At 63.1% G+C, this 20,205-nt stretch carries 16 protein-coding genes; 1 reads left to right on the top strand and 15 read right to left on the bottom strand.

The features are described 5' to 3' along the window. Positions 1-31: 31 nt before the first annotated feature. The 14 genes from alaS to acs form a co-directional block, all read right to left on the bottom strand. Entirely contained in the window at positions 32-2,656 is a 2,625-nt protein-coding gene (gene alaS, locus ACVWY1_RS16620) for an alanine--tRNA ligase (protein WP_277505296.1), read from the bottom strand. A 303-nt stretch (positions 2,657-2,959) separates the two neighbouring features. Beyond that, positions 2,960-3,967 carry a succinylglutamate desuccinylase gene (gene astE / locus ACVWY1_RS16625; RefSeq protein WP_139673394.1) on the bottom strand — a complete coding sequence of 336 codons (1,008 nt, stop codon included), beginning with the start codon at positions 3,965-3,967 and terminating at the stop codon, positions 2,960-2,962. 10 nt (positions 3,968-3,977) lie between these two features. Continuing rightward, positions 3,978-4,268 carry a hypothetical protein gene (locus tag ACVWY1_RS16630; RefSeq protein ID WP_011534960.1) on the bottom strand — a complete coding sequence of 97 codons (291 nt, stop codon included), beginning with the start codon at positions 4,266-4,268 and terminating at the stop codon, positions 3,978-3,980. 14 nt (positions 4,269-4,282) lie between these two features. Further along, positions 4,283-5,632: an N-succinylarginine dihydrolase gene (gene astB / locus ACVWY1_RS16635; protein WP_277505298.1), complete on the bottom strand. Its 1,350-nt coding sequence runs from the start codon at positions 5,630-5,632 to the stop codon at positions 4,283-4,285. 23 nt (positions 5,633-5,655) lie between these two features. Beyond that, positions 5,656-7,119: a succinylglutamate-semialdehyde dehydrogenase gene (gene astD, locus ACVWY1_RS16640; RefSeq protein WP_277505299.1), complete on the bottom strand. Its 1,464-nt coding sequence runs from the start codon at positions 7,117-7,119 to the stop codon at positions 5,656-5,658. After that, on the bottom strand, positions 7,120-8,148 hold the full coding sequence (gene astA / locus ACVWY1_RS16645; RefSeq protein ID WP_102683090.1) for an arginine N-succinyltransferase: 1,029 nt from the start codon (positions 8,146-8,148) through the stop codon (positions 7,120-7,122). A 55-nt stretch (positions 8,149-8,203) separates the two neighbouring features. Continuing rightward, entirely contained in the window at positions 8,204-9,223 is a 1,020-nt protein-coding gene (aruF, locus tag ACVWY1_RS16650; protein ID WP_139673403.1) for an arginine/ornithine succinyltransferase subunit alpha, read from the bottom strand. Between the two features lie 140 nt (positions 9,224-9,363). Further along, complete coding sequence (locus ACVWY1_RS16655; RefSeq protein ID WP_457378519.1) at positions 9,364-10,584, bottom strand: aspartate aminotransferase family protein; 1,221 nt, start codon at positions 10,582-10,584, stop codon at positions 9,364-9,366. A 545-nt stretch (positions 10,585-11,129) separates the two neighbouring features. Next, positions 11,130-12,110 carry a transcriptional regulator ArgR gene (gene argR / locus ACVWY1_RS16660; protein ID WP_110702358.1) on the bottom strand — a complete coding sequence of 327 codons (981 nt, stop codon included), beginning with the start codon at positions 12,108-12,110 and terminating at the stop codon, positions 11,130-11,132. Between the two features lie 102 nt (positions 12,111-12,212). Then, positions 12,213-12,977, bottom strand: a complete 765-nt coding sequence (locus ACVWY1_RS16665) for an ABC transporter ATP-binding protein (protein ID WP_023630946.1) — start codon at positions 12,975-12,977, stop codon at positions 12,213-12,215. A gap of 22 nt (positions 12,978-12,999) precedes the next feature. Further along, on the bottom strand, positions 13,000-13,698 hold the full coding sequence (locus tag ACVWY1_RS16670; protein ID WP_102683093.1) for an ABC transporter permease: 699 nt from the start codon (positions 13,696-13,698) through the stop codon (positions 13,000-13,002). Then, on the bottom strand, positions 13,695-14,384 hold the full coding sequence (locus ACVWY1_RS16675; protein ID WP_277505302.1) for an ABC transporter permease: 690 nt from the start codon (positions 14,382-14,384) through the stop codon (positions 13,695-13,697). The genes ACVWY1_RS16670 and ACVWY1_RS16675 overlap by 4 nt, the downstream gene beginning before the upstream one ends. A 91-nt stretch (positions 14,385-14,475) precedes the next feature. Next, positions 14,476-15,261: an ABC transporter substrate-binding protein gene (locus tag ACVWY1_RS16680; protein WP_139673408.1), complete on the bottom strand. Its 786-nt coding sequence runs from the start codon at positions 15,259-15,261 to the stop codon at positions 14,476-14,478. A 544-nt stretch (positions 15,262-15,805) separates the two neighbouring features. After that, complete coding sequence (gene acs / locus ACVWY1_RS16685; protein WP_139673411.1) at positions 15,806-17,767, bottom strand: acetate--CoA ligase; 1,962 nt, start codon at positions 17,765-17,767, stop codon at positions 15,806-15,808. A gap of 407 nt (positions 17,768-18,174) precedes the next feature. On the opposite strand from acs, the gene ACVWY1_RS16690 reads away from it, so the two are divergent. Beyond that, entirely contained in the window at positions 18,175-18,429 is a 255-nt protein-coding gene (locus ACVWY1_RS16690) for a DUF2790 domain-containing protein (protein WP_023630669.1), read from the top strand. A 99-nt stretch (positions 18,430-18,528) separates the two neighbouring features. On the opposite strand, the gene ACVWY1_RS16695 is transcribed toward ACVWY1_RS16690, so the two are convergent. Next, positions 18,529-20,088: a sigma-54-dependent transcriptional regulator gene (locus ACVWY1_RS16695; protein ID WP_102683096.1), complete on the bottom strand. Its 1,560-nt coding sequence runs from the start codon at positions 20,086-20,088 to the stop codon at positions 18,529-18,531. Positions 20,089-20,205 lie beyond the last annotated feature (117 nt).

Below are 20,205 nucleotides of genomic sequence, written 5' to 3' on the forward strand. Positions count from 1 at the left end.
GGCCGGCGAATAGACCGCCGGCCGCCTCATCTCAAAGTCCCTGCTCGGCGAACGGCACTGCCAGGGCCAGGGCCTTGTCCAGCGCGGCGACGTCGACGCCACCACCCTGGGCCATGTCAGGGCGACCACCGCCCTTGCCACCGACCGCCGCAGCGGCTTGTTTCATCAGATCGCCAGCCTTGAGTTGGCTGGAGAGGTCCTTGGTCACGCCAGCCACCAGCACGACCTTGCCCTCATGCTCGCTGCCCAGCAGGATCACTGCATGGCCGAGCTTGTTCTTCAGCTGATCGACGAGCGCCAGCAGGACCTTGCCATCCTGCCCATCCAGGCGGGCGGCGAGGACCTTGGCACCCTTGACCTCAACGGCCGCGTTGGAGAGATCGTCCCCGGCGGCGCTGGCGGCCTTGGCCTGCAGCTGCTCGAGCTGCTTTTCCAGCTGGCGGTTGCGCTCGAGCACAGCCGACAGCTTGTCGATCAGGTTGTCGCGGTTGCCCTTGACCAGCTGCGCAGCTTCCTTGACCTGCTCTTCGGCAGCGTTCAGGTAGGCCAGCGCGGCGGCGCCGGTGACCGCTTCGATACGGCGCACGCCAGAGGCCACGCCGCCTTCGCTGACAATCTTGAACAGGCTGATATCGCCAGTGCGCTTGGCATGGATGCCGCCGCACAGCTCGACGGAGAAATCACCGCCCATGCTCAGCACGCGCACGGTGTCGCCATATTTCTCACCGAACAGCGCCATGGCGCCCTTGGCCTTGGCAGTTTCGATATCGGTCAGCTCGGTCTCGACCGGGGTGTTCCTGCGCACTTCGCGGTTGACGATGTCTTCCAGGGCCTTGATCTGCTCTGGCTTGACCGCCTCGAAGTGGCTGAAGTCGAAACGCAGGCGCTGGCTGTCGACCAGCGAGCCCTTCTGCTGCACGTGATCGCCCAGCACCTGGCGCAACGCTTCGTGCAACAGGTGAGTGGCCGAGTGGTTCAGCGAGGTGGCGTGCTGCACCTCGGCATCGACCTTGGCCTCGACCGGCGAGCCGATGACCAAAGCACCGCTGGCGACCACGCCGTGGTGCAGGAAAGCACCACCGGTCTTGGTGGTATCGCGCACGTCGAAGCGCGCGGCGCCGGCCTGCAGGTAGCCGCTGTCGCCGACCTGGCCGCCAGACTCGGCATAGAACGGCGTGCGGTCGAGCACGACCACACCCTCCTCGCCTTCGCCCAACTGGTCGACCGACTGGCCATCCTTGTACAGGGCGACGATCTTGCCCTGCCCTTCGGTGGTGTCGTAGCCGAGGAAGTCGGTGGCGGTGTCGACCTTGACCAGGCTGTTGTAGTCCATGCCGAAGGCGCTGGCGGAACGGGCACGCTCGCGCTGGGCTTCCATTTCACGCTCGAAGCCGGCTTCGTCGATGGTCAGCTCGCGCTCGCGGGCGATGTCGGCGGTGAGGTCCATGGGGAAGCCGTAGGTGTCGTACAGCTTGAACACCACGTCGCCCGGGACGACCTTGCCCTGCAGTTGGGCCAGGTCCTGCTCGAGGATGCGCAGGCCCTGCTCGAGGGTCTTGGCGAACTGCTCTTCCTCGGTCTTGAGCACGCGCTCGATGTGTGCCTGCTGGCTCTTCAGCTCAGCGAAAGCTTCGCCCATCTCGGCGACCAGAGCGGCGACGATCTTGTGGAAGAAGCTGCCCTTGGCGCCCAGCTTGTTGCCGTGGCGGCAGGCCCGGCGAATGATGCGGCGCAGCACATAGCCACGGCCTTCGTTGGACGGCAACACACCGTCGGCAATCAGGAAGCCGCAGGAGCGGATATGGTCGGCGACCACCTTCAGCGACGGTTGGTCGTCGTTGCTGCAGCCGATGGCTTCGGCGGCGGCGGCCAGCAGGCTCTGGAACAGGTCGATCTCGTAGTTCGAGTGCACGTGCTGCATCACCGCACTGATGCGTTCCAGGCCCATGCCAGTATCTACCGACGGGGCGGGCAGCGGGTGCAGCACACCATCGGCGGTGCGGTTGAACTGCATGAAGACGTTGTTCCAGATCTCGATGTAGCGATCGCCGTCTTCTTCCGGCGAGCCGGGTGGGCCGCCCCAGATATCAGCGCCGTGGTCGTAGAAGATCTCGGTGCACGGGCCGCACGGGCCGGTATCGCCCATGGTCCAGAAATTGTCGGAAGCGTATGGGGCGCCCTTGTTGTCGCCGATGCGCACCATGCGCTCGGCGGGGACGCCGACTTCCTTGGTCCAGATGTCGTAGGCTTCGTCGTCGCTGGCGTAGACGGTGACCCACAGCTTTTCCTTGGGCAGGTTCAGCCACTTGTCCGAGGTCAGGAAGGTCCAGGCGAAGGTGATGGCATCGCGCTTGAAATAGTCGCCGAAGCTGAAGTTGCCCAGCATCTCGAAGAACGTATGGTGGCGGGCGGTGTAGCCGACGTTTTCCAGGTCGTTGTGCTTGCCACCGGCGCGCACGCACTTCTGGCTGCTCACGGCGCGGGTGTAGGCGCGCTTTTCCTGGCCGAGGAAGCAGTCCTTGAACTGGTTCATGCCGGCGTTGGTGAACAGCAGGGTCGGGTCATTGCCCGGGATCAGGGAGCTGGAGGCAACGCGAGTATGTCCCTGCTCTTCGAAGAAGCGGAGGAAGGCTTCACGGATTTCTGCGCTTTTCATAGGTTCTTCCACGGAAACGGCGGCCACACGTCGAATCGACGAAACGACGGCAAAGGGCCGCATTATATCGGTCCTGCAGTCTCGGTGCAGTGTGTTTATGCGATAGAAACCGTCGATTGGACGGCTTGCAGGGCTAAAGCAATTGAAAACGGCATGACCGCGATGCTATCGCCAGCGTTTCGCTACTGGCAAGCCAATTACGGTCCCGGGACAGGGAAAATTAACAGGTTGGTGAATTAAAAGAATTTCATCACCGAAGGGATCCAAAATCGCAGGCGCGGGCTTGCCCCGCGCCTAAGGGAATCAGGCCAGGCGTTGCCCCGAATCCGGGACGATCAGAATGCCGGCGCGCAGCCCGTTCTTCACCTTGGGGTTGGGGAAGATGATTCGTGCGCCCTCCTCCTCCACCACCCAACGCGTCTCGGCCAGGTCCTCGGCCAGCAGATCGCCCTTTTTCAGCTCGGAGAAGTTCTCGATGTCCGCCGGCAGGTGCAGGCGGAAACTGTCGCTGTGCTTGATGATCTCGCGGGCGACACTGAACAGCTTGAGGCCATCCAGGGACTGCTCGGTTACCGGTTCGGTATCTTCGATGAGCTGGATCAGACGCGCTTCGAGCCTGTCGAGATTGACCTCCTCGTTCTGCCCGAACGGCCGTGCCTTGCCGAGCTCCAGGGTAAAGGCTTCGGCATCGAGCTGCTCATAGGTGAAGGCGCTGAAGGTGATCGACGACTTGCTCTGCAGCAGTACCGCCTGCATGCCGGCCGCTGCCAGACGCGCCAGCTCTCGACGAGAGTGCAGGCGCCCCTCCTTGTAGGGGTACAGCGCGAACTGCTCGATCTTGGACCCACGAATGGCGGTATGCAGGTCGTAGTGCAGGCGGGTGCGTTCGGGCTTGCTGAAGAACACCCGGGCAAACTGCTCCAGCTCCGCGGCCCGCAATGCCTCGAAGCCACTGGAGAGTTCGTGGCGGCCATTGAACAGGCGGTTGATGTCCTGCTCGATGAAGCGCTCACCCTTGCGGATCGCCGCCGGGTTGCCGAACAGGAACAGCACCCGCGCACGCGGCTTGATCTTGCCGTTGGCCACGCCGTGCAGCAGCCTTTCGAGCAACTCGATCGGCGCTGTCTCGTTGCCATGGATACCGGCCGACAGCAGCAGGTCGAGCCCGCAATCCTCACCTTCGGGCGGGCGCACTTCCAGCGCACCCTCCCCCAGCCAGCGCAAACGCACGCCCCGGGTGGTCACTTGGGTCTTCTCGGCCGGTTCGTGATCGGTCAGGGTCAGCTCAAGCAGTTTGCCAAGGGCGAGCATAGGCGCTTCCTTAGTGGTGGTGGCCGCAGTCCGGGCCATGGACGTGGTCGTCGTCACCGGCGACATCGGCCGGTTCCATTTCCAGTTGCAGGCTGACCAGGTTGGTGGCCATCGGGCGCAGCAGCAGGTTAGCGTACTCGGTGTCGTCTTCCTCGACATCGACGCCGATCAGCAGCTGGCCGCGGCCGTCCTGCTGGATCCACACTTCCTTGCCTTGCCAGACCACGGCAAAACGGGTGCACGAGGTTTCCAGCTGGGTGCCGTCTTCATCTTCCAGGATCAGGCGCAGGGCGTCGGACATTGCAATTTCTCTCTTCAAGGTTGGCGTTGGAACGGATAGACCGAACCCAGCTTGAGGATCTGGGTCAGTTCATCCAGTGCCGTGCGGCATTCCACCAGCAACTGCGGGTCGGCCAGGTCCGCCTCGCCGAGGCGATCGCGGTAGTGCTTGTCGACCCATTGCACCAGGGTGTCGTACAGCGGGGCGGTCATGATAACGCCTTGGTTGACCGCCGCCAGTTCGTTTTCCTTCAACGCCACGCGCAGCCGCAGGCAAGCCGGGCCACCGCCGTTCTGCATGCTCTGCTTGAGGTCGAACACCTTGACCTCCTTCACCGGGCCGCCCTGGCTGGTCAATTGCCCCAGGTACGCCCAGACCCGCTCGTTGTTGCGGCACTCTTCCGGCACCACCAGCAGCATCGAGCCGTCTTCGCGGCTGAGCAACTGACTGTTGAACAGGTAGGAACGCACCGCGTCCTCCACCGTCACCGCCGCACGCGGCACGCAGATGCCCTGGAAGCGGCCACCCTTGCTGGCCAGTTTAGCCTGCAGCTGGCCAAGCACCGCATCGGTCTCGAGGAAGGCGTCCTCGTGGTAGAACAGCACCTCGCCATTGCCTACCGAGATCACGTCGTTGTGGAACACGCCCTGGTCGATCACTGCCGGATTCTGTTGAGCGTAGACCACGCCATCATCGCTCAGCTCATGCAGGCGGGCGACAGCCTGGGAAGCCTCCAGGGTCTGGCGCGCCGGGTACTTCTGCGGCGCTGGGTAGCGGCTGTCGAAGGCGCTACGGCCGTAGACGAAGAACTCGACACCCGCTTCGCCATAGGCACGGCAGAACCGCGTATGGTTCGCTGCGCCTTCGTCACCGAACTGCGCCACGGCCGGCAAGGCCGGGTGGTGAGCGAAGTGCTTGTCATCGTTGAACATGGCGCCCAGCACCCGGCTGGTGGTCGGGTGCTCGATGCTGCGATGGTACTTGCAGTTCAGGTTGGCGGCGGTGAAGTGCACACGACCGTCCGCAGTGTCGGCACTAGGGCTGACAGTGGCGGCGTTGGCCACCCACATGCTCGACGCCGAGCAGCTGGCGACCAGCAGGGGCATGGCTTCCTTGGCGGCACGCTGGATCACTTCGGCATCATTGCCGGTGAAACCCAGGCGGCGCAATGCGGCCACATCCGGGCGCTCCTGCGGGGCCAGCACGCCCTGCTTGAAGCCCATTTCCATCAGCGCCTTCATCTTCGCCAGGCCCTGGCGCGCCGCCTCGCGCGGGTTGGAACCCTGCTGGCTGTTGCTCTGCGAGGCCACGTTGCCGTAAGACAGGCCACCGTAGTTGTGGGTCGGCCCCACCAGGCCATCAAAATTCACTTCAAAGGATTTCATCGGCAAGGCTCCGAGACCTGTTGTTATAGGGTGACGCCCGGCGTCAGGGTCGCCGGCAGTACGAGATTCGCGGTCTCCAGCGAAGCCACGGGGTAGGCGCAGTAGTCCGCCGCGTAGTAGGCGCTGGCGCGGTGGTTGCCGCTGGCACCGACGCCACCGAACGGCGCGCTGCTGGCGGCGCCGGTCAGTTGCTTGTTCCAGTTGACGATGCCGGCGCGACTGCGCAGCCAGAAGTGCTGGTAGCGGGCGTTGGAATCCGATAACAGGCCAGCAGCCAGGCCGTACTGGGTATTGTTGGCTTCCTCGATTGCCGCATCGAAATCGGTGTAACGGATCACCTGCAGCAATGGGCCGAAGAACTCCTCGTCCGGGCGCCCGGCCACCGCAGTGACATCGATGATGCCGGGGGTAAGCAAGGCGGCGTCAGCCTGCGGCTGAGTCATCTCCAGCAGCGCCACTGCGCCCTTGCCGAGCAGTTCGGCCTGGGCCGCCAGCAGGGCGCGAGCCGCCTGCAGCGAAATCACCGAACCCATGAACGGCGCGGGCTGCTGGTCGAATGCGCCGACACTGATGCTGCGGCTCACCTCGACCAGGCGCTGGATCAGCGCGTCGCCCCAGGCGCCCTGCGGCACCAACAGGCGGCGGGCACAGGTGCAACGCTGGCCGGCGGAGATGAAGGCCGACTGGATGATGGTGTACACCGCCGCGTCCAAGTCCTTGACCTCGTCGACCAGCAGCGGGTTGTTGCCGCCCATCTCCAGGGCCAGGATCTTGTCCGGGCGGCCGGCGAACTGCTGGTGCAGCAGGTTGCCGGTATGGCTGGAGCCGGTGAAGAACAGACCGTCGATACCAGGATTTCCGGCCAGCGCCGCGCCAGTTTCACGGGCGCCCTGGATCAGGTTGAGCACGCCAGCCGGCAACCCAGCCTCAATCCAGCACTTGACCGTCAGCTCGGCAACCTTGGGGGTCAGCTCGCTGGGTTTGAACACCACGCAGTTGCCGGCCAGCAGCGCCGGAACGATATGGCCGTTGGGCAAGTGACCGGGGAAGTTGTACGGGCCAAACACCGCCACCACGCCATGGGGCTTGTGGCGCAGCACGGCAGTGGCGTCGGCCAGCGGGCCGCTCTTCTCGCCGGTACGCTCACGGTAGCTCTGCACCGAAATGGCGACTTTGTTGACCATGCTGGTCACTTCGGTGGCCGATTCCCATAGCGGCTTGCCGGTTTCTTCGCCAATGCAGCGCGACAGCGCCTCGGCATTGGCCTTGAGCTTCTCGGCGAAGGCCTCCAGCACGCCAATACGCGCATCCAGGCTCAGCGACGCCCAGCTGGGGAACGCCTGACGGGCAGCCTGCACGGCATTGTCTACCTGTGCAGCATCGGCGCCCTGCCCTTGCCAGATCACCGCCTGGGTGACGGGGTTGAGCGACTGCAGGGCTTCGCCCTGGCCAGCCAGCCATTGGCCGGCAATGTAGTGCGTCTTCATTTACTGGGCCTCCCGACCGGCGGACAGTGGCACGGCGCGCACGTTGTCACCGGCGCCCAGGCGCAGGCGTTTGGCGGTCTGCGGATCGACCACCAGGGTGCCTGCGGCCAGGCGCGCCGGCGCGGCCGTGATGCGGCAGTCTTCGCGCTTGCGGTTGTGGATGATGAAAGGGGTGGCGTCGTCGCCTGGTGTACCAACGGCCAGCACCAGGGTCTCGCTGTCACGCACGGCGCGGATCTTCGAGGTCTCGCACTCGATGGCGGGGCCTGCGTCGAAGATGTCGACGTAGCCCTGGTAGTTGAAGCCTTCGCGCTTGAGCATGGCCAGCGCCGGCTCGGTGTCGGTGTGCACGCGGCCGATGACGTTGCGCGCCGCTTCCGAGAGGAAGCACGTGTACAGCGGGAACTTGGGCATCAGCTCGGCGATGAACGACTTGTTGCCCACGCCGGTGAGGTAATCGGCCTGGCTGAACTCCATCTTGAAGAAGTGCCGGCCCAGGCTTTCCCAGAATGGCGAACGACCTACTTCATCGGACATGCCGCGCATCTCGGCGATGATCTTGTTGCCGAACAGCTGCGGGAACTCGGCGATGAACAGCATGCGCGCCTTGGACAGTAGACGGCCATTGAGCCCGCTGCGGTAATCACTGCGCAGGAACAGCGAACACAACTCGGAGTTGCCGGTCAGGTCGTTGGCCAGGAACAGCGTGGGGATCTCGCGGTAGATGTTCAATTCCTGAGAGGCACTGACGGTCAGGCCGACCCGGTAGTTGTACCAGGGCTCGCGCAGGCCGACGGCGCCGGCGATGGCGCTGATGCCGACCACCAGGCCCTCGTCGTTCTCCAGCACGAACAAGTAGTCGGTATCGCCGCGCTCGGCTTCGCCGCGGAAGCTCTTTTCCGCCCAGCCGACCCGCTGGCCGAGGCGATCCTCGTTGGCAGGCAGGGTGGTCAGCCCGGTGGTGCCGGTGCTGCGGGCCAACTCGATCAGCGCGGGTAAATCGCTGCTGCGTACAGGACGAACGATCATGCTATCTCCTTGTGCGGCGGTCTGTGCCTGCCGCGAAACTCTCTGTTGCGGCGTTTCAGACCGCGACCAGGCGCACGCTGGCGCCTTCGCCGACACCCAGGGCCTCGGCGGCTTCGCCGCTGAGGTTGACCGGCTTACCCGGAACCCAGTCCAGTTCCAGCAGCACGGCGCGGTAATCCTGCAACTGGCCGTTGCACACCAGGTACGGACGGCCGCCCTTGACCGGCGACTCGTCGAGCTTGACCGGCACCACCCGGCTCTGGGCGATGGAGCGTATGCCCGAGGCCCGGGCATGCAGGGTCGGGCCGCCGTCAAAGATGTCGATGTAGTGCTCGGTCTCGAAGCCTTCGCGCATGAGGATGTCGAAGGTGATCTGCGCCCGCGGGTGCACCTGGCCCATGGCTTCCTGCGCGGCGTCCGGCAACAGCGGCACATAGATCGGGTAGTGCGGCATCAGTTCTGCGAGGAAAGTGCGGCTCTTCAGGCCACACAGGCGCTCGGCATCGGCGTAATTGAGGTCGAAGAAGTTGCGGCCGATGGCGTCCCAGAACGGTGACTCGCCCTGCTCGTCGCTGTAACCGACGATCTCGGTCACCACCGACTCGGCGAAGCGCTCCGGGTGCGAGGCCATGAACAGCAGGCGGCCACGCGAGTTGAGCTCGGCGAAGGCGCTGGTCACCAGCTCCGGCACCACGTAGAAACTGGTCAACAGGCTGTTGCCGGTAAGGTCGTGGCACAGCGACAGGACGTGGATCTTGTTGTGGATCTTCAGCTCGCGGGAGGCGTGTACGAAGGTCTCGTTGCGAAAGCTGTAGAACGGCTCGGAGTAGCCGGCCGAGGCGACAATGGCCGAGCAGCCGACCAGCTTGCCGGTGGCGCTGTCCTCGAGCACGAAGAAGTAGCTCTCCTCGCCGTTGAAGCTGACCTCGGCGGCGAAAGAGGTTTCCGACGCGGCGATCTTGTCGCCCAGACGCCCAGCGTCGTCCGGCAGCGAGGTGACACCAATGGGGCTGTCGGCAGCCATGCGCTGCACTTCGTTCAGATCAGCCATTTGCGCGGGGCGCATCACCAGCATGGTGTCACTCCTTTCGGGAAAGCGGGCCGATCACCTCGGCACGAAAAAACGGCGGGCACGCGCCACTACCTGCAAGCAGGTGCCCGCACTGGAATCAGGTATCACCGGCCTCGCTCGAGGCCGGCAACAGCACCGCAGGATCAGCCCTGGGTCAGTTTGCGCACAGCGCGCTCGAAGCGCTCCAGGCCTTCATCGATATCGCGATCCTCGACCACCAGGCTCGGGGCGAAGCGCACGACATCGGGACCTGCCTGCAGGACCATCACGCCTTCCTTCTCGGCGGCGTTGAGGATGTCCTTGGCCTTGCCCTTCCAGGCGTCACTGAGCACACAGCCGATCAGCAGGCCGACACCGCGCACCAGGGTGAACAGGCCGGTTTCCTGGCCGATCTTCTCCAGGCGGGTCTTGAAGCGTTCGTGCTTGGCCTTGATGCCGGCCAGCGTCTGCGGGGTATTGATCACATCCAGCACGGCGCAGGCCACGGCACAGCCCAGCGGGTTGCCGCCGTAGGTGGTGCCGTGGGTGCCGACGGCCAGGTGCTTGGCCAGGTCGCTGGTGGTCAGCATGGCTCCGATCGGGAAGCCACCGCCCAGGCTCTTGGCACTGGTCAGAATATCCGGGGTGACGCCGTAGTGCTGATAGGCATACAGCGAGCCGGTGCGACCGACGCCGGTCTGCACTTCATCGAAGATCAGCAGCGCGTTGTGTTCGTCGCACAGCTTGCGCGCGCCTTCCAGGTAGGCCTTGTCGGCCGGCACCACACCGCTCTCGCCCTGGATCGGCTCGATGACCACGGCGCAGGTCTTGTCGGAGATCTGCGCCCTCAACGCTTCCAGGTCGTTGTACGGCACGTGGCTGATGCCGGTGATCTTCGGCCCGAAGCCGTCGGAGTACTTGGGCTGGCCACCAACGCTGACGGTGAACAGGGTGCGACCGTGGAAGCTGTTCACAGTGGCGATGATTTCGTGCTTCTCGGGACCGAAGCGGTCATGGGCGACACGGCGGGCCAGCTTGAAGGCGGCCTCGTTGGCTTCGGCGCCGGAGTTGCAGAAGAACGCGCGCTCGGCAAAGGTCGCGTCCACCAGCTTGTGCGCCAGGCGCAGAGCCGGCTCGTTGGTGAACACGTTGGAGACATGCCAGAGGGTATTGGCCTGCTCGGTCAGCGCCTTGACCAGCGCCGGATGGCAGTGACCCAGGGCGTTGACCGCGATGCCGCCAGCAAAGTCGATCAGCTCGCGCCCGGACTGGTCCCATACTCGGGAGCCCTCGCCTCGCACAGGAATGAAGGCCGCCGGGGAGTAGTTGGGGACCATGACCTGGTCGAAATCGGCACGTTGCACCGGGGCTTGCTCAACGGACATCTGAGTCTCCTGAAGAGGAACGCTGGCCTGGAAGTGGCGAGCGATGAAGGGATTGTAAGGACTGATCGGCGCCTGTCCTTGCTGCCAGGCGACAACTTGTTACAGCGCCAAACCGAGTTTTCACGCGGTTTTCGGCAATGCGACAAACAGTGTCGCAATCGCGCAGTGTACGGGAGAGAGGAAGCTGGGTGAACGGATGTTCACACGATAAAGAAGGGTCAGGGTGCAAGGCATCAGTTTTGTGTAGTAGCGAAAACCGAGCGCCGCCCGCGCGGCGCATCGCGGATGAATCCGCTCCTACATTTTTTGCAACGTACCGAACCTATCAGGCCATGGCTGCCTGCCTTGGCGCAAGGCTTGAGACAGGTGGGGCGGCGGCAATGCTTGCCGAAACATCGCATCGAGCGCTCAAGGCTTACAACCATGGCCTATCAGGCATGGCCACGTTGCAACAAATGTAGGAGCGGATTCATCCGCGATGCGCCGCGCGGGCGGCGCTCGATCTAATCACCCCCGCAAAAGCCAAGGCATACACCCTGGATTAATCAGCCGCGCTCGGCCGGTGCCGAACTCAGCTCGAACGGGCTGCTGTTACGTCGCTGGTTACGGTCTTCGCGCGGCGTGGCACCAAAGAAATTGCGATACGCGCTGGAGAAATGCGGCCCGGAGGAGAACCCGCAGGACAGGCCGATCTGGATGATCGACTTGCTGGTCTGCATCAGCATCTGCCGCGCCTTGTTCAGGCGCAGCTCCAGGTAGTACTGGCTGGGCACGCGATTAAGGTACTGCTTGAAGATACGCTCCAGCTGGCGGCGGGAAACGCATACGTGCTGGGCGATTTCGTCGGTGGTCAGCGGCTCTTCGATGTTGGCCTCCATCAGCAGCACCGCCTGGGTGAGCTTGGGGTGGCTGGAGCCCAGGCGGTTCTGCAGTGGAATACGCTGGCGCTCGCCACCTTCGCGAATGCGCTCGACCACCAGTTCTTCCGACACCGCACCGGCCAGTTCCGCCCCGTGGTCCCGAGCGAGCACCGCCAGCAGCAAGTCGGTCACCGCCATGCCGCCGCAGGCAGTCAGGCGATCACGATCCCAGTCGAACAGGTGACTGGTGGCGATCACCTTGGGGAAACGTTCGGCGAAATCATCCTGCCAGCGCCAGTGCACCGCAGCGCGGTAGCCGTCAAGCAGGCCCAAGGCGGCCAGCGGGTACACCCCGGCAGACAAGCCGCCGATCATGCAACCGCTGCGCGCCAACTGCTTGAGCGCGGCGGACAATGCCGAACCGATCGCCACCGGCGGTTCATCAGCCAGCAGGAACAGCTTGTGATAGCCCTCCAGGCGGCCGGCCCACGCTTCGCCCGGCAGGCGCCAGGCGCCCTCCTGCCCGGCCTCGGCCTGCAGGTAGGACATTGTGTAGACCACGTCCGGATGCACCCGCTGGGCAACCTGCAACACCTCTTCGGCCAGCGCCAGGGTCAGCGGCTTGGTGCTGGGCCAGATGAGAAATCCGATTCGCTGGGTGGTCATAGGGCGTGGTCCGAAACCTGAAAAGGAGGGTCGCGCTTGTGGCGCCGGGGCATGCTGCGTGCGTTGCGCAGCATGCCCCATCATGGTGCAAAAGTGCAGCCTTTACTTCAGGCTGCCGGAAAGGAACTGCTTGAGGCGCTCCGACTGCGGATTGACCAGCACTTCACGCGGGCAGCCCCGCTCTTCCACCAGGCCCTTGTGCAGGAACACCAGCTGGTTGGAAACCTCGCGGGCAAAGCCCATCTCATGGGTGACCACGACCATGGTGCGGCCTTCCTGGGCCAGCGATTGCATGACCTTGAGCACATCGCCCACCAGCTCCGGATCCAGCGCCGAAGTCGGCTCGTCGAACAGCATCACCTCCGGCTCCATGGCCAGGGCGCGGGCAATGGCCACACGCTGCTGCTCGCCACCGGACATGTGCCCAGGGAAAGCGTCCTTGCGGTGGGACACACCGACCTTGGCCAGGTAGTGCTCGGCCTTCTCCAGCGCTTCCTTCTTGTTGACGCCCAGCACGTGCACCGGTGCCTCGATGACGTTTTCCAGCGCAGTCATGTGCGACCACAGGTTGAAGTGCTGGAACACCATCGACAGGCGCGAACGCATGCGTTGCAGCTGCTTCGGATCGGCGGCCTTGAGCGCGCCGTCCTTGCCGGCAACCAGCTTGAGCTCTTCGTTGTTGAGCAGGATCTTGCCCGCGTGCGGCTGCTCGAGCAGGTTGATACAACGCAGGAAGGTCGATTTGCCCGAACCGCTGGAGCCGATGATGCTGATCACGTCGCCTGCCTTGGCTTCGAGGGAGACGCCCTTGAGCACCTCATGGCTGCCGTAGCGCTTGTGCAGGTCTTGGATTTGGAGTTTGTACATACTGTCGGATCTCACAGAGCGGTCAGTGCTTGCGCGGCGCCAGGTAACCGAGCCAGCGGCGTTCGGCCATCTTGAACAGGCGCACGAGGATGAAGGTCAGGCACAGGTAGAACACGCCCGCCGTGATGTAGGCCTCGAAAGGCAGGTAGTACTGGGCGTTGACCGTGCGCGCGGCACCGGTGATGTCGATCAGGGTGACGATCGACGCCAGGCTGGTGGTCTGCAGCATCATGATCACTTCGTTGCTGTACTGCGGCAGCGCCCGGCGCAGCGCGGACGGCAGCAGGATGCGGCGGTACATCTTCATGCGCGACATGCCGATGGCCTTGGCCGCCTCGATCTCGCCGTGGGGCGTGGCCTTGAGGCTACCGGCAATGATCTCGGCGGTGTAGGCGCTGGTATTGACGGCGAAGGCCAGACAGGCGCAGAAGGTCGCGCTGGACAGCCACGGCCACAGGAAGCTCTCGCGCACCGCCTCGAACTGGGCCAGGCCGTAGTAGATCAGGAACAGCTGTACCAGCATCGGCGTGCCGCGGATCACGTAGGTGTAAAGCCAGGCGCTCATGTTCACCAGCGGCTGTTTCGAAACGCGCATCAAGCCCAGCGGGATGGCCGCCAGCAAGCCGAACAGCAGCGACAACGCCAGCAGCTTGAGGGTGGTCAGCAGACCGCCCAGGTACAGCGGCATGGCTTCCCAGATGACGTTGTAGTCGAAGATCATAGTTCAACCGCCTTGACGCCCACCGAGTAGCGCTTCTCGAGATACTTCAGCGCCAGCAGCGAGACACTGGTCAGCACCAGGTACAACGCCGCCACCGCAAGGAAGAAGGTGAAGGGTTCGCGGGTGGCGTCCGCCGCCTGCTTGGCCTTGAACATCATGTCCTGCAGGCCGACCACCGAAATCAGCGCGGTCGCCTTGGTCAGCACCAGCCAGTTGTTGGTGAAGCCCGGGATCGCCAGGCGGATCATCTGCGGCACCATGATGCGGAAGAACACCTGGACCCCGCTCATGCCATAGGCCGCGCCCGCTTCTGCCTGGCCCTTGGGGATGCCGAGGAAGGCACCGCGGAAGGTTTCCGACAAGTACGCGCCAAAGATGAAGCCCAGCGTGCCGATGCCGGCGACCAGGGGATTGAGGTCAATATAGTCGTCATAGCCGAGCAGCGGCGCCACCCGGTTGAGGATGTCCTGGCCGCCATAGAAGATCAGCAGGATCAGGACCAGGTCAGGGATGCCACGGATCACCGTGGAGTACAGATCCCCCAGCCAGGCCAACCAGCGTACCGGCGACAAACGCAGCGCCACGCCGATCAGGCCGAGGACAATGGCCAGGGCCATCGACGACAAGGCGAGCTGCAGCGTCAGCCACGCCCCGTCGAGGATGACTGCCCCATAGCCTTTCAACATGATTCGTATTCCTCAGGGCTTGGGAATGAAAAATGGTGCAAACCTCAGAGATTCTGCTGTTTGCACCATTGCACAGGTGAAACTCGATGGCTTACTTCGAGTCTGGACCGTAGATGTCGAAGTTGAAGTACTTCTTCTCGATCTCTTTGTATTTGCCGTTGGCGCGAATCGCATCGATGGCGGCATTGATGCGCTCGGCGTTGGCGGTGTCGCCCTTGCGCACGGCAATACCTACGCCATCACCGAAGTACTTGGTGTCGGTGAAAGCCGGCCCCACGAAGGCGAAGCCCTTGCCAGCGTCGGTCTTCAGGAAGCCGTCCTCGAGCAGGGTGGCGTCGGCCACGGTGCCGTCCAGGCGACCGGCGGCGACGTCCAGGTAGATTTCGTTCTGGGTGCCGTAGGGCACCACGGTGGCGCCTTGCGGGGCCAGGACTTCCTTGGCGAAACGGTCGTGGATCGAGCCACGCTGCACACCGATCTTCTTGCCCTTCAGCTCAGCCAGGCTGTCGCTGACAGTAGTGCCTTGCTTCATCACCAGGCGAGCCGGGGTCAGGTAGTAGCGCTTGGTGAAGTCGACCGATTTCTTGCGGTCGTCGGTGATCGACATGGATGACAGGATGGCGTCGATCTTGCGCACCTTCAGTGCCGGGATCAGGCCGTCGAATTCCTGCTCGACCCAGGTGCACTTGGCTTTCATCTGTTCGCACAGGGCGTTGCCGATGTCGTAGTCGAAACCGGCGAGATTGCCATCGGGCTGCTTGAAGGCGAAGGGTGGGTAGGCCGCCTCGATACCGATCTTCAACGGCTTCTCATCGGCCTGCGATACCAGGGAAAACACGGAAAGCGCCAAGGCGCCAAGCAGTGCGAGCTTCTTCATCAGGTAACTCCATCGGTACGGGGCAATACAAGGCAGTTGTAACAGCTGCCCGATATGCGAATGGGTACAGCGCGAGCCGCGCAGGTTTCGACCAAGGTCGCAGACCACGAGCGAGTGAGTGGCATTCTAGCGACAGCCCGGAGGTCGATATTTCTTCAAAGCGACAACTAATTACAGAAGCGCCAGGAACCGCGGCGGGCGATATTGACAGCTCCTGCGAGATATGCAAGAGCAAAAGAGAAATAACCTATACCCAAAGCAATAAGCGGGCCCATTATTGGCAAAGCCTTGTATTCCGGCAAGTGCAGCGTGCGCCCCCGCATGAAATGCTCGCAGAATGCACTCATTTGGCACACAGATGTTTCCACAAGCCCCGCATTTGGGCGAAATCGGTGACAGCGACGGTTACCGATGAATGTCGGAGTAACAGTTTGCATCAGTAAAGCAAAAACCCCGCCGGGTGTCGGGCGGGGTTTTGCTGGCGGCCTCATTGCGGGGCCCGCTCCCACGACATTCAGGGGCGAGCTTGCCGCGATGGCTCTACTCAGGCGGTGGCCAGGCTCATCGCCTTGTGGGTGTCTATCAGGTGCTGCACCACCCCTGGATCAGCCAGGGTGGAGATATCACCCAGCGCGCCGTACTCGCCAGTGGCAATCTTGCGCAGGATGCGGCGCATGATCTTGCCCGAGCGAGTCTTGGGCAGCCCCGGCGCCCACTGGATCACATCCGGCGAAGCGATCGGGCCGATCTCCTTGCGCACCCAGTTCTTCAGCTCGAGGCGCAGCTGCTCGCTCGACTCCTCGCCGGCATTGAGGGTGACATAGACATAGATGCCCTGCCCCTTGATGTCGTGCGGCACGCCCACCACTGCAGCCTCGGCGACCTTCGGATGCGCCACCATCGCGCTTTCGATCTCGGCGGTGCCCATGCGGTGGCCAGAAACGTTGAGCACGTCGTCCACGCGACCGGTGATCCAGTAGTAGCCATCTTCGTCGCGACGGGCACCGTCACCGGTGAAGTACATGCCACGGAAGGTCTTGAAGTAGGTGTCGACGAAGCGGTCGTGGTCACCGTACAGCGAACGCGACTGGCCCGGCCAGGAATCGAGGATCACCAGGTTGCCCTCGGCGGCGCCGTCGATCAGGTTGCCCAGGTTGTCCACCAGCGCCGGTACCACGCCGAAGAACGGACGGGTTGCCGAACCCGGTTTGAGCCCCGTGGCGCCCGGCAGCGGGCTGATGAGGATACCGCCGGTCTCGGTCTGCCACCAGGTGTCGACGATCGGGCAACGCTCCTTGCCGACAGTCTTGTAGTACCAGTTCCAGGCTTCAGGGTTGATCGGCTCGCCCACCGAACCCAACAGGCGCAGGCTGGAGCCATCGGCGCCGGCGACCGCCGCCTCGCCCTCGGCCATCATGGCGCGGATGGCGGTCGGCGCGGTGTAGAGGATGTTGACCTTGTGCTTGTCGACGATCTTCGACACGCGGGTGATGTCCGGGTAGTTCGGCACGCCTTCGAACAGCAGCGTGGTCGCACCATTGGCCAGCGGGCCATAGACGATGTAGCTGTGGCCGGTGACCCAGCCCACGTCGGCGGTGCACCAGTACACTTCGCCCGGACGGTAGTCGAACACGCGCTCGTGGGTCAGCGCGGCATACACCAGGTAGCCACCGGTAGTGTGCAGCACACCCTTGGGCTTGCCGGTGGATCCAGAGGTATAGAGGATGAACAACGCCTCCTCGGCACCCATTTCTTTCGGCGCACAGTGGCTGGAGGCGACCTTCATCAGGTCTTCGTACCAGATGTCGCGGTGCTGGTGCCAGGCGATGTCGCCACCGGTGCGCTTGCACACGATGATCTTTTGCACGCTGCTGGTTTCAGGGTTGGTCAAGGCCAGGTCGACGTTGGCCTTGAGCGGGGTACGACGGCCACCACGCAGGCCTTCGTCGGCGGTGATCACCACCTTGGACTTGCAGTCGATGATCCGACCGGCCAGTGCCTCGGGCGAGAAGCCGCCGAACACCACCGAATGGATCGCGCCAATGCGCGCACAGGCCAGCATGGCGACCACGGCCTCGGGGATCATCGGCATGTAGATGGTGACCACGTCACCGCGGTGCACGTCCTGGCCACGCAGGGCGTTGGCGAATTTGCAGACCTGCTCGTGGAGCTCACGGTAGGTGATGTTGCGATGCTCGGAAGGGTCGTCGCCTTCCCAGATGATCGCCAGTTGGTCGCCGCGCTCTTCTAGGTGGCGGTCCAGGCAGTTGTAGGAGACGTTCAGAGTGCCGTCGGCAAACCATTTGATATCGACATGGTGGTCGTCGAACGAGGTCTGCTTGACCTTGGTGAAGGGCTTGATCCAGTCCAGACGCTGGGCCTGCTCACGCCAGAAGCCGTCCGGGTTGATCACCGATTGCTGGTACATGGCCTTGTAGGTGGCCTCGTCGGTCAGGGTACTGGCCGCAACCTCGGGACGAACGGGATACAGTGGAGCCGCACTCATCTGTGTTACCTCGGTGTAATAGTTGTTTTTGTATGGAAGCGTTTGTAACTGTACCAGAGCGACAAAGACCATTCGACGTTGGTAGTAACGCGACGGACCGTCAATCCACGAATGTGCAGCGACCGCTCTAGTACATGGCATCCAGCCATCGCAGACGGGAAGCGGCAGCGCTTTGCCAGGGATTGTTACAGATTCTGTCAAAAGACTTTATCAAAACCCGCTCTGTTTCAGCCCTGGCCACCCTCCTAGAATTCACCTCGCCAGCAACGGCAAAGCGATTAACTTGGAAACAGCCCCCACGAAGGCAACGTTAATCCGCACCTCATCCTGATAGTTGAAACTTAGTTGCACTCGCGGCGCCACAAGCGCCGCGCGCCCCCTCACGACCTTAGACAGGTAAATTGAAAATGAAAGCTTTACTGGTATTGGTACTTGGCGGTTTTTGCGGCGCGGCACTGGCCGGCGAAGCAAAAGATGTCGAGCAGATTCCGGTTGAACAGTACAGTTATTCGCAGCACCTGGACATCGCCCGCGTCATCTCCATGAGCGAAGTGCCGAACGTCTGCGAAGTGGTGCCTGCGCGCATGACCTATGAGGACTCCCAGGGCCAGAAGCACATTCTCGAATACCGCGTGATGGGCAACGGTTGCTCCAACGGCTGAGGCCATAGGCTTATCGCGAGGCAAGCCCCTCCCACCACTTTTGCATTCGTGGGAGCGGGCTTGCCCTGCGATCAATTTCAACCTCGATAAACTTCTAGATTACTCCACCGACTTGTTCAACGAATAATCCCGCAACTTGTTGGCAATGGTCGTATGGGAAACGCCCAATCTTTTCCCCAGCGCCCGGCTACTTGGAAATTCACTCATCAAACTTTCCAATACCGCCCTTTCAAACCGCCCGACAATCTGCGAAAGATCGCCATCCAGGGAAAACTCGCCCAACGGTTGGCGCGCGCCATAATCCGGCAAGCGGATATGTTCGCTCTTCACCACCCCGCCTTCGCACAGCGACACCGCCTGGAACAACACGTTCTCCAACTGGCGCACATTGCCCGGCCAATGATACTGGCCGAGCTTCTCCATTGCCGTCGGCGCCAGGCGCGGCAGCGGGCAGCCGATCTGCCGGCTGGCCTGGTCGAGGAAGTGCTGCACCAGCCCTTCCAGGCCGTCCATGCATTCGCGCAGCGGCGGGATGTGCAACGACAGCACGTTGAGACGGTGGTAGAGGTCCTGGCGGAACTCGCCCCGGGCGCACAGTTCGGAAAGGTCGACCTGGGTCGCGCAGATCACCCGTACATCCAGGTACACCTCTTCGTCGCTGCCGACCCGACGGAAACAGCCATCCTGCAGAAAGCGCAGCAATTTGACCTGCAAGCGCGGGCTCATCTCCCCCACCCCATCGAGGAACAAGGTGCCGCCGGCCGTCAGCTCCAGCAGCCCCAGCTTGCCCTCGGCCCGCGCGCCTTCGAACGCCCCTGGCCCATAGCCGAACAGCTCGGTCTCGGCCATCGACTCGGGCAGGCCGGCGCAGTTGAGCGCCATCAGCGGCGCCTGGCCACGCGGACTGGCCAGGTGACAGGCCCGCGCCAGCAGCTCCTTGCCGGTACCGGTCTCGCCCTCGATCAGCAGCGGTGCATCCAACGGTGCCATGCGCCGCGCCTCGCGTACCACGGCGGCCATTACCCGTGAGCTCTGGAAGATGCTGTCGAACCCACGTAACTCCTGCTTGCGCACGTTGTAGATGCGCTCACCGATACGGTCCGCGCGGTGCAGGGTGATTACCGCGCCGGCCAGGGCTTCACTGTCGTCATGCTCGGACTGCAGCGGTGCGATATCGGCCAGGAACACATCGCCCTTGACCTTGATCCGCAGGCCGTTGATCCGCGATTTGTTGGCCCGTATCAGCTCCGGCAGGTCGAAGTCCTCGACATAGCGCGACAGCGGAATGCCCGGTACTTCGTCCACCCGTACGCCGAGCAGCTGCGCCGCGCCGCGATTGGCGGCGACGATGCTGCCGCCCATGTCGATCGACAGCACCGGGAAGTCCAGCGCCCCCAGCAGCGCATTGAGCTCCATGTGCCGGCGCTCGCTGGGCATCAGGCCGACACGCTTGACCCCGAACACCCCGGCGATCGACTCGAACTTGGGCCGCAGGGCCTGGAATTGCAGGTTGATCAGGTTCGGGCAGTGCAGGTAGATGGCGTTGCCATGGTCACCTCCCACTTCGCCGCGCAACACGTTGATCCCGTACTCCACCAGCAGGTTGAGGATGTCCCGCAATATGCCGATGCGGTTCTGGCAATGCACTTTGATGCGCATAAAGGTTCTCTAAGCGGCCGAGTTTTTGCTCGCGCCACGGAAAAGTCGTAAAGATAAGCTGACAAAAATAGCCATCTGCCCAGCTCGATGTCCGTGATTTTCCGGGATGACGCTGAT

The sequence above is a fragment of the Pseudomonas sp. TE6288 genome (assembly GCF_054062095.1).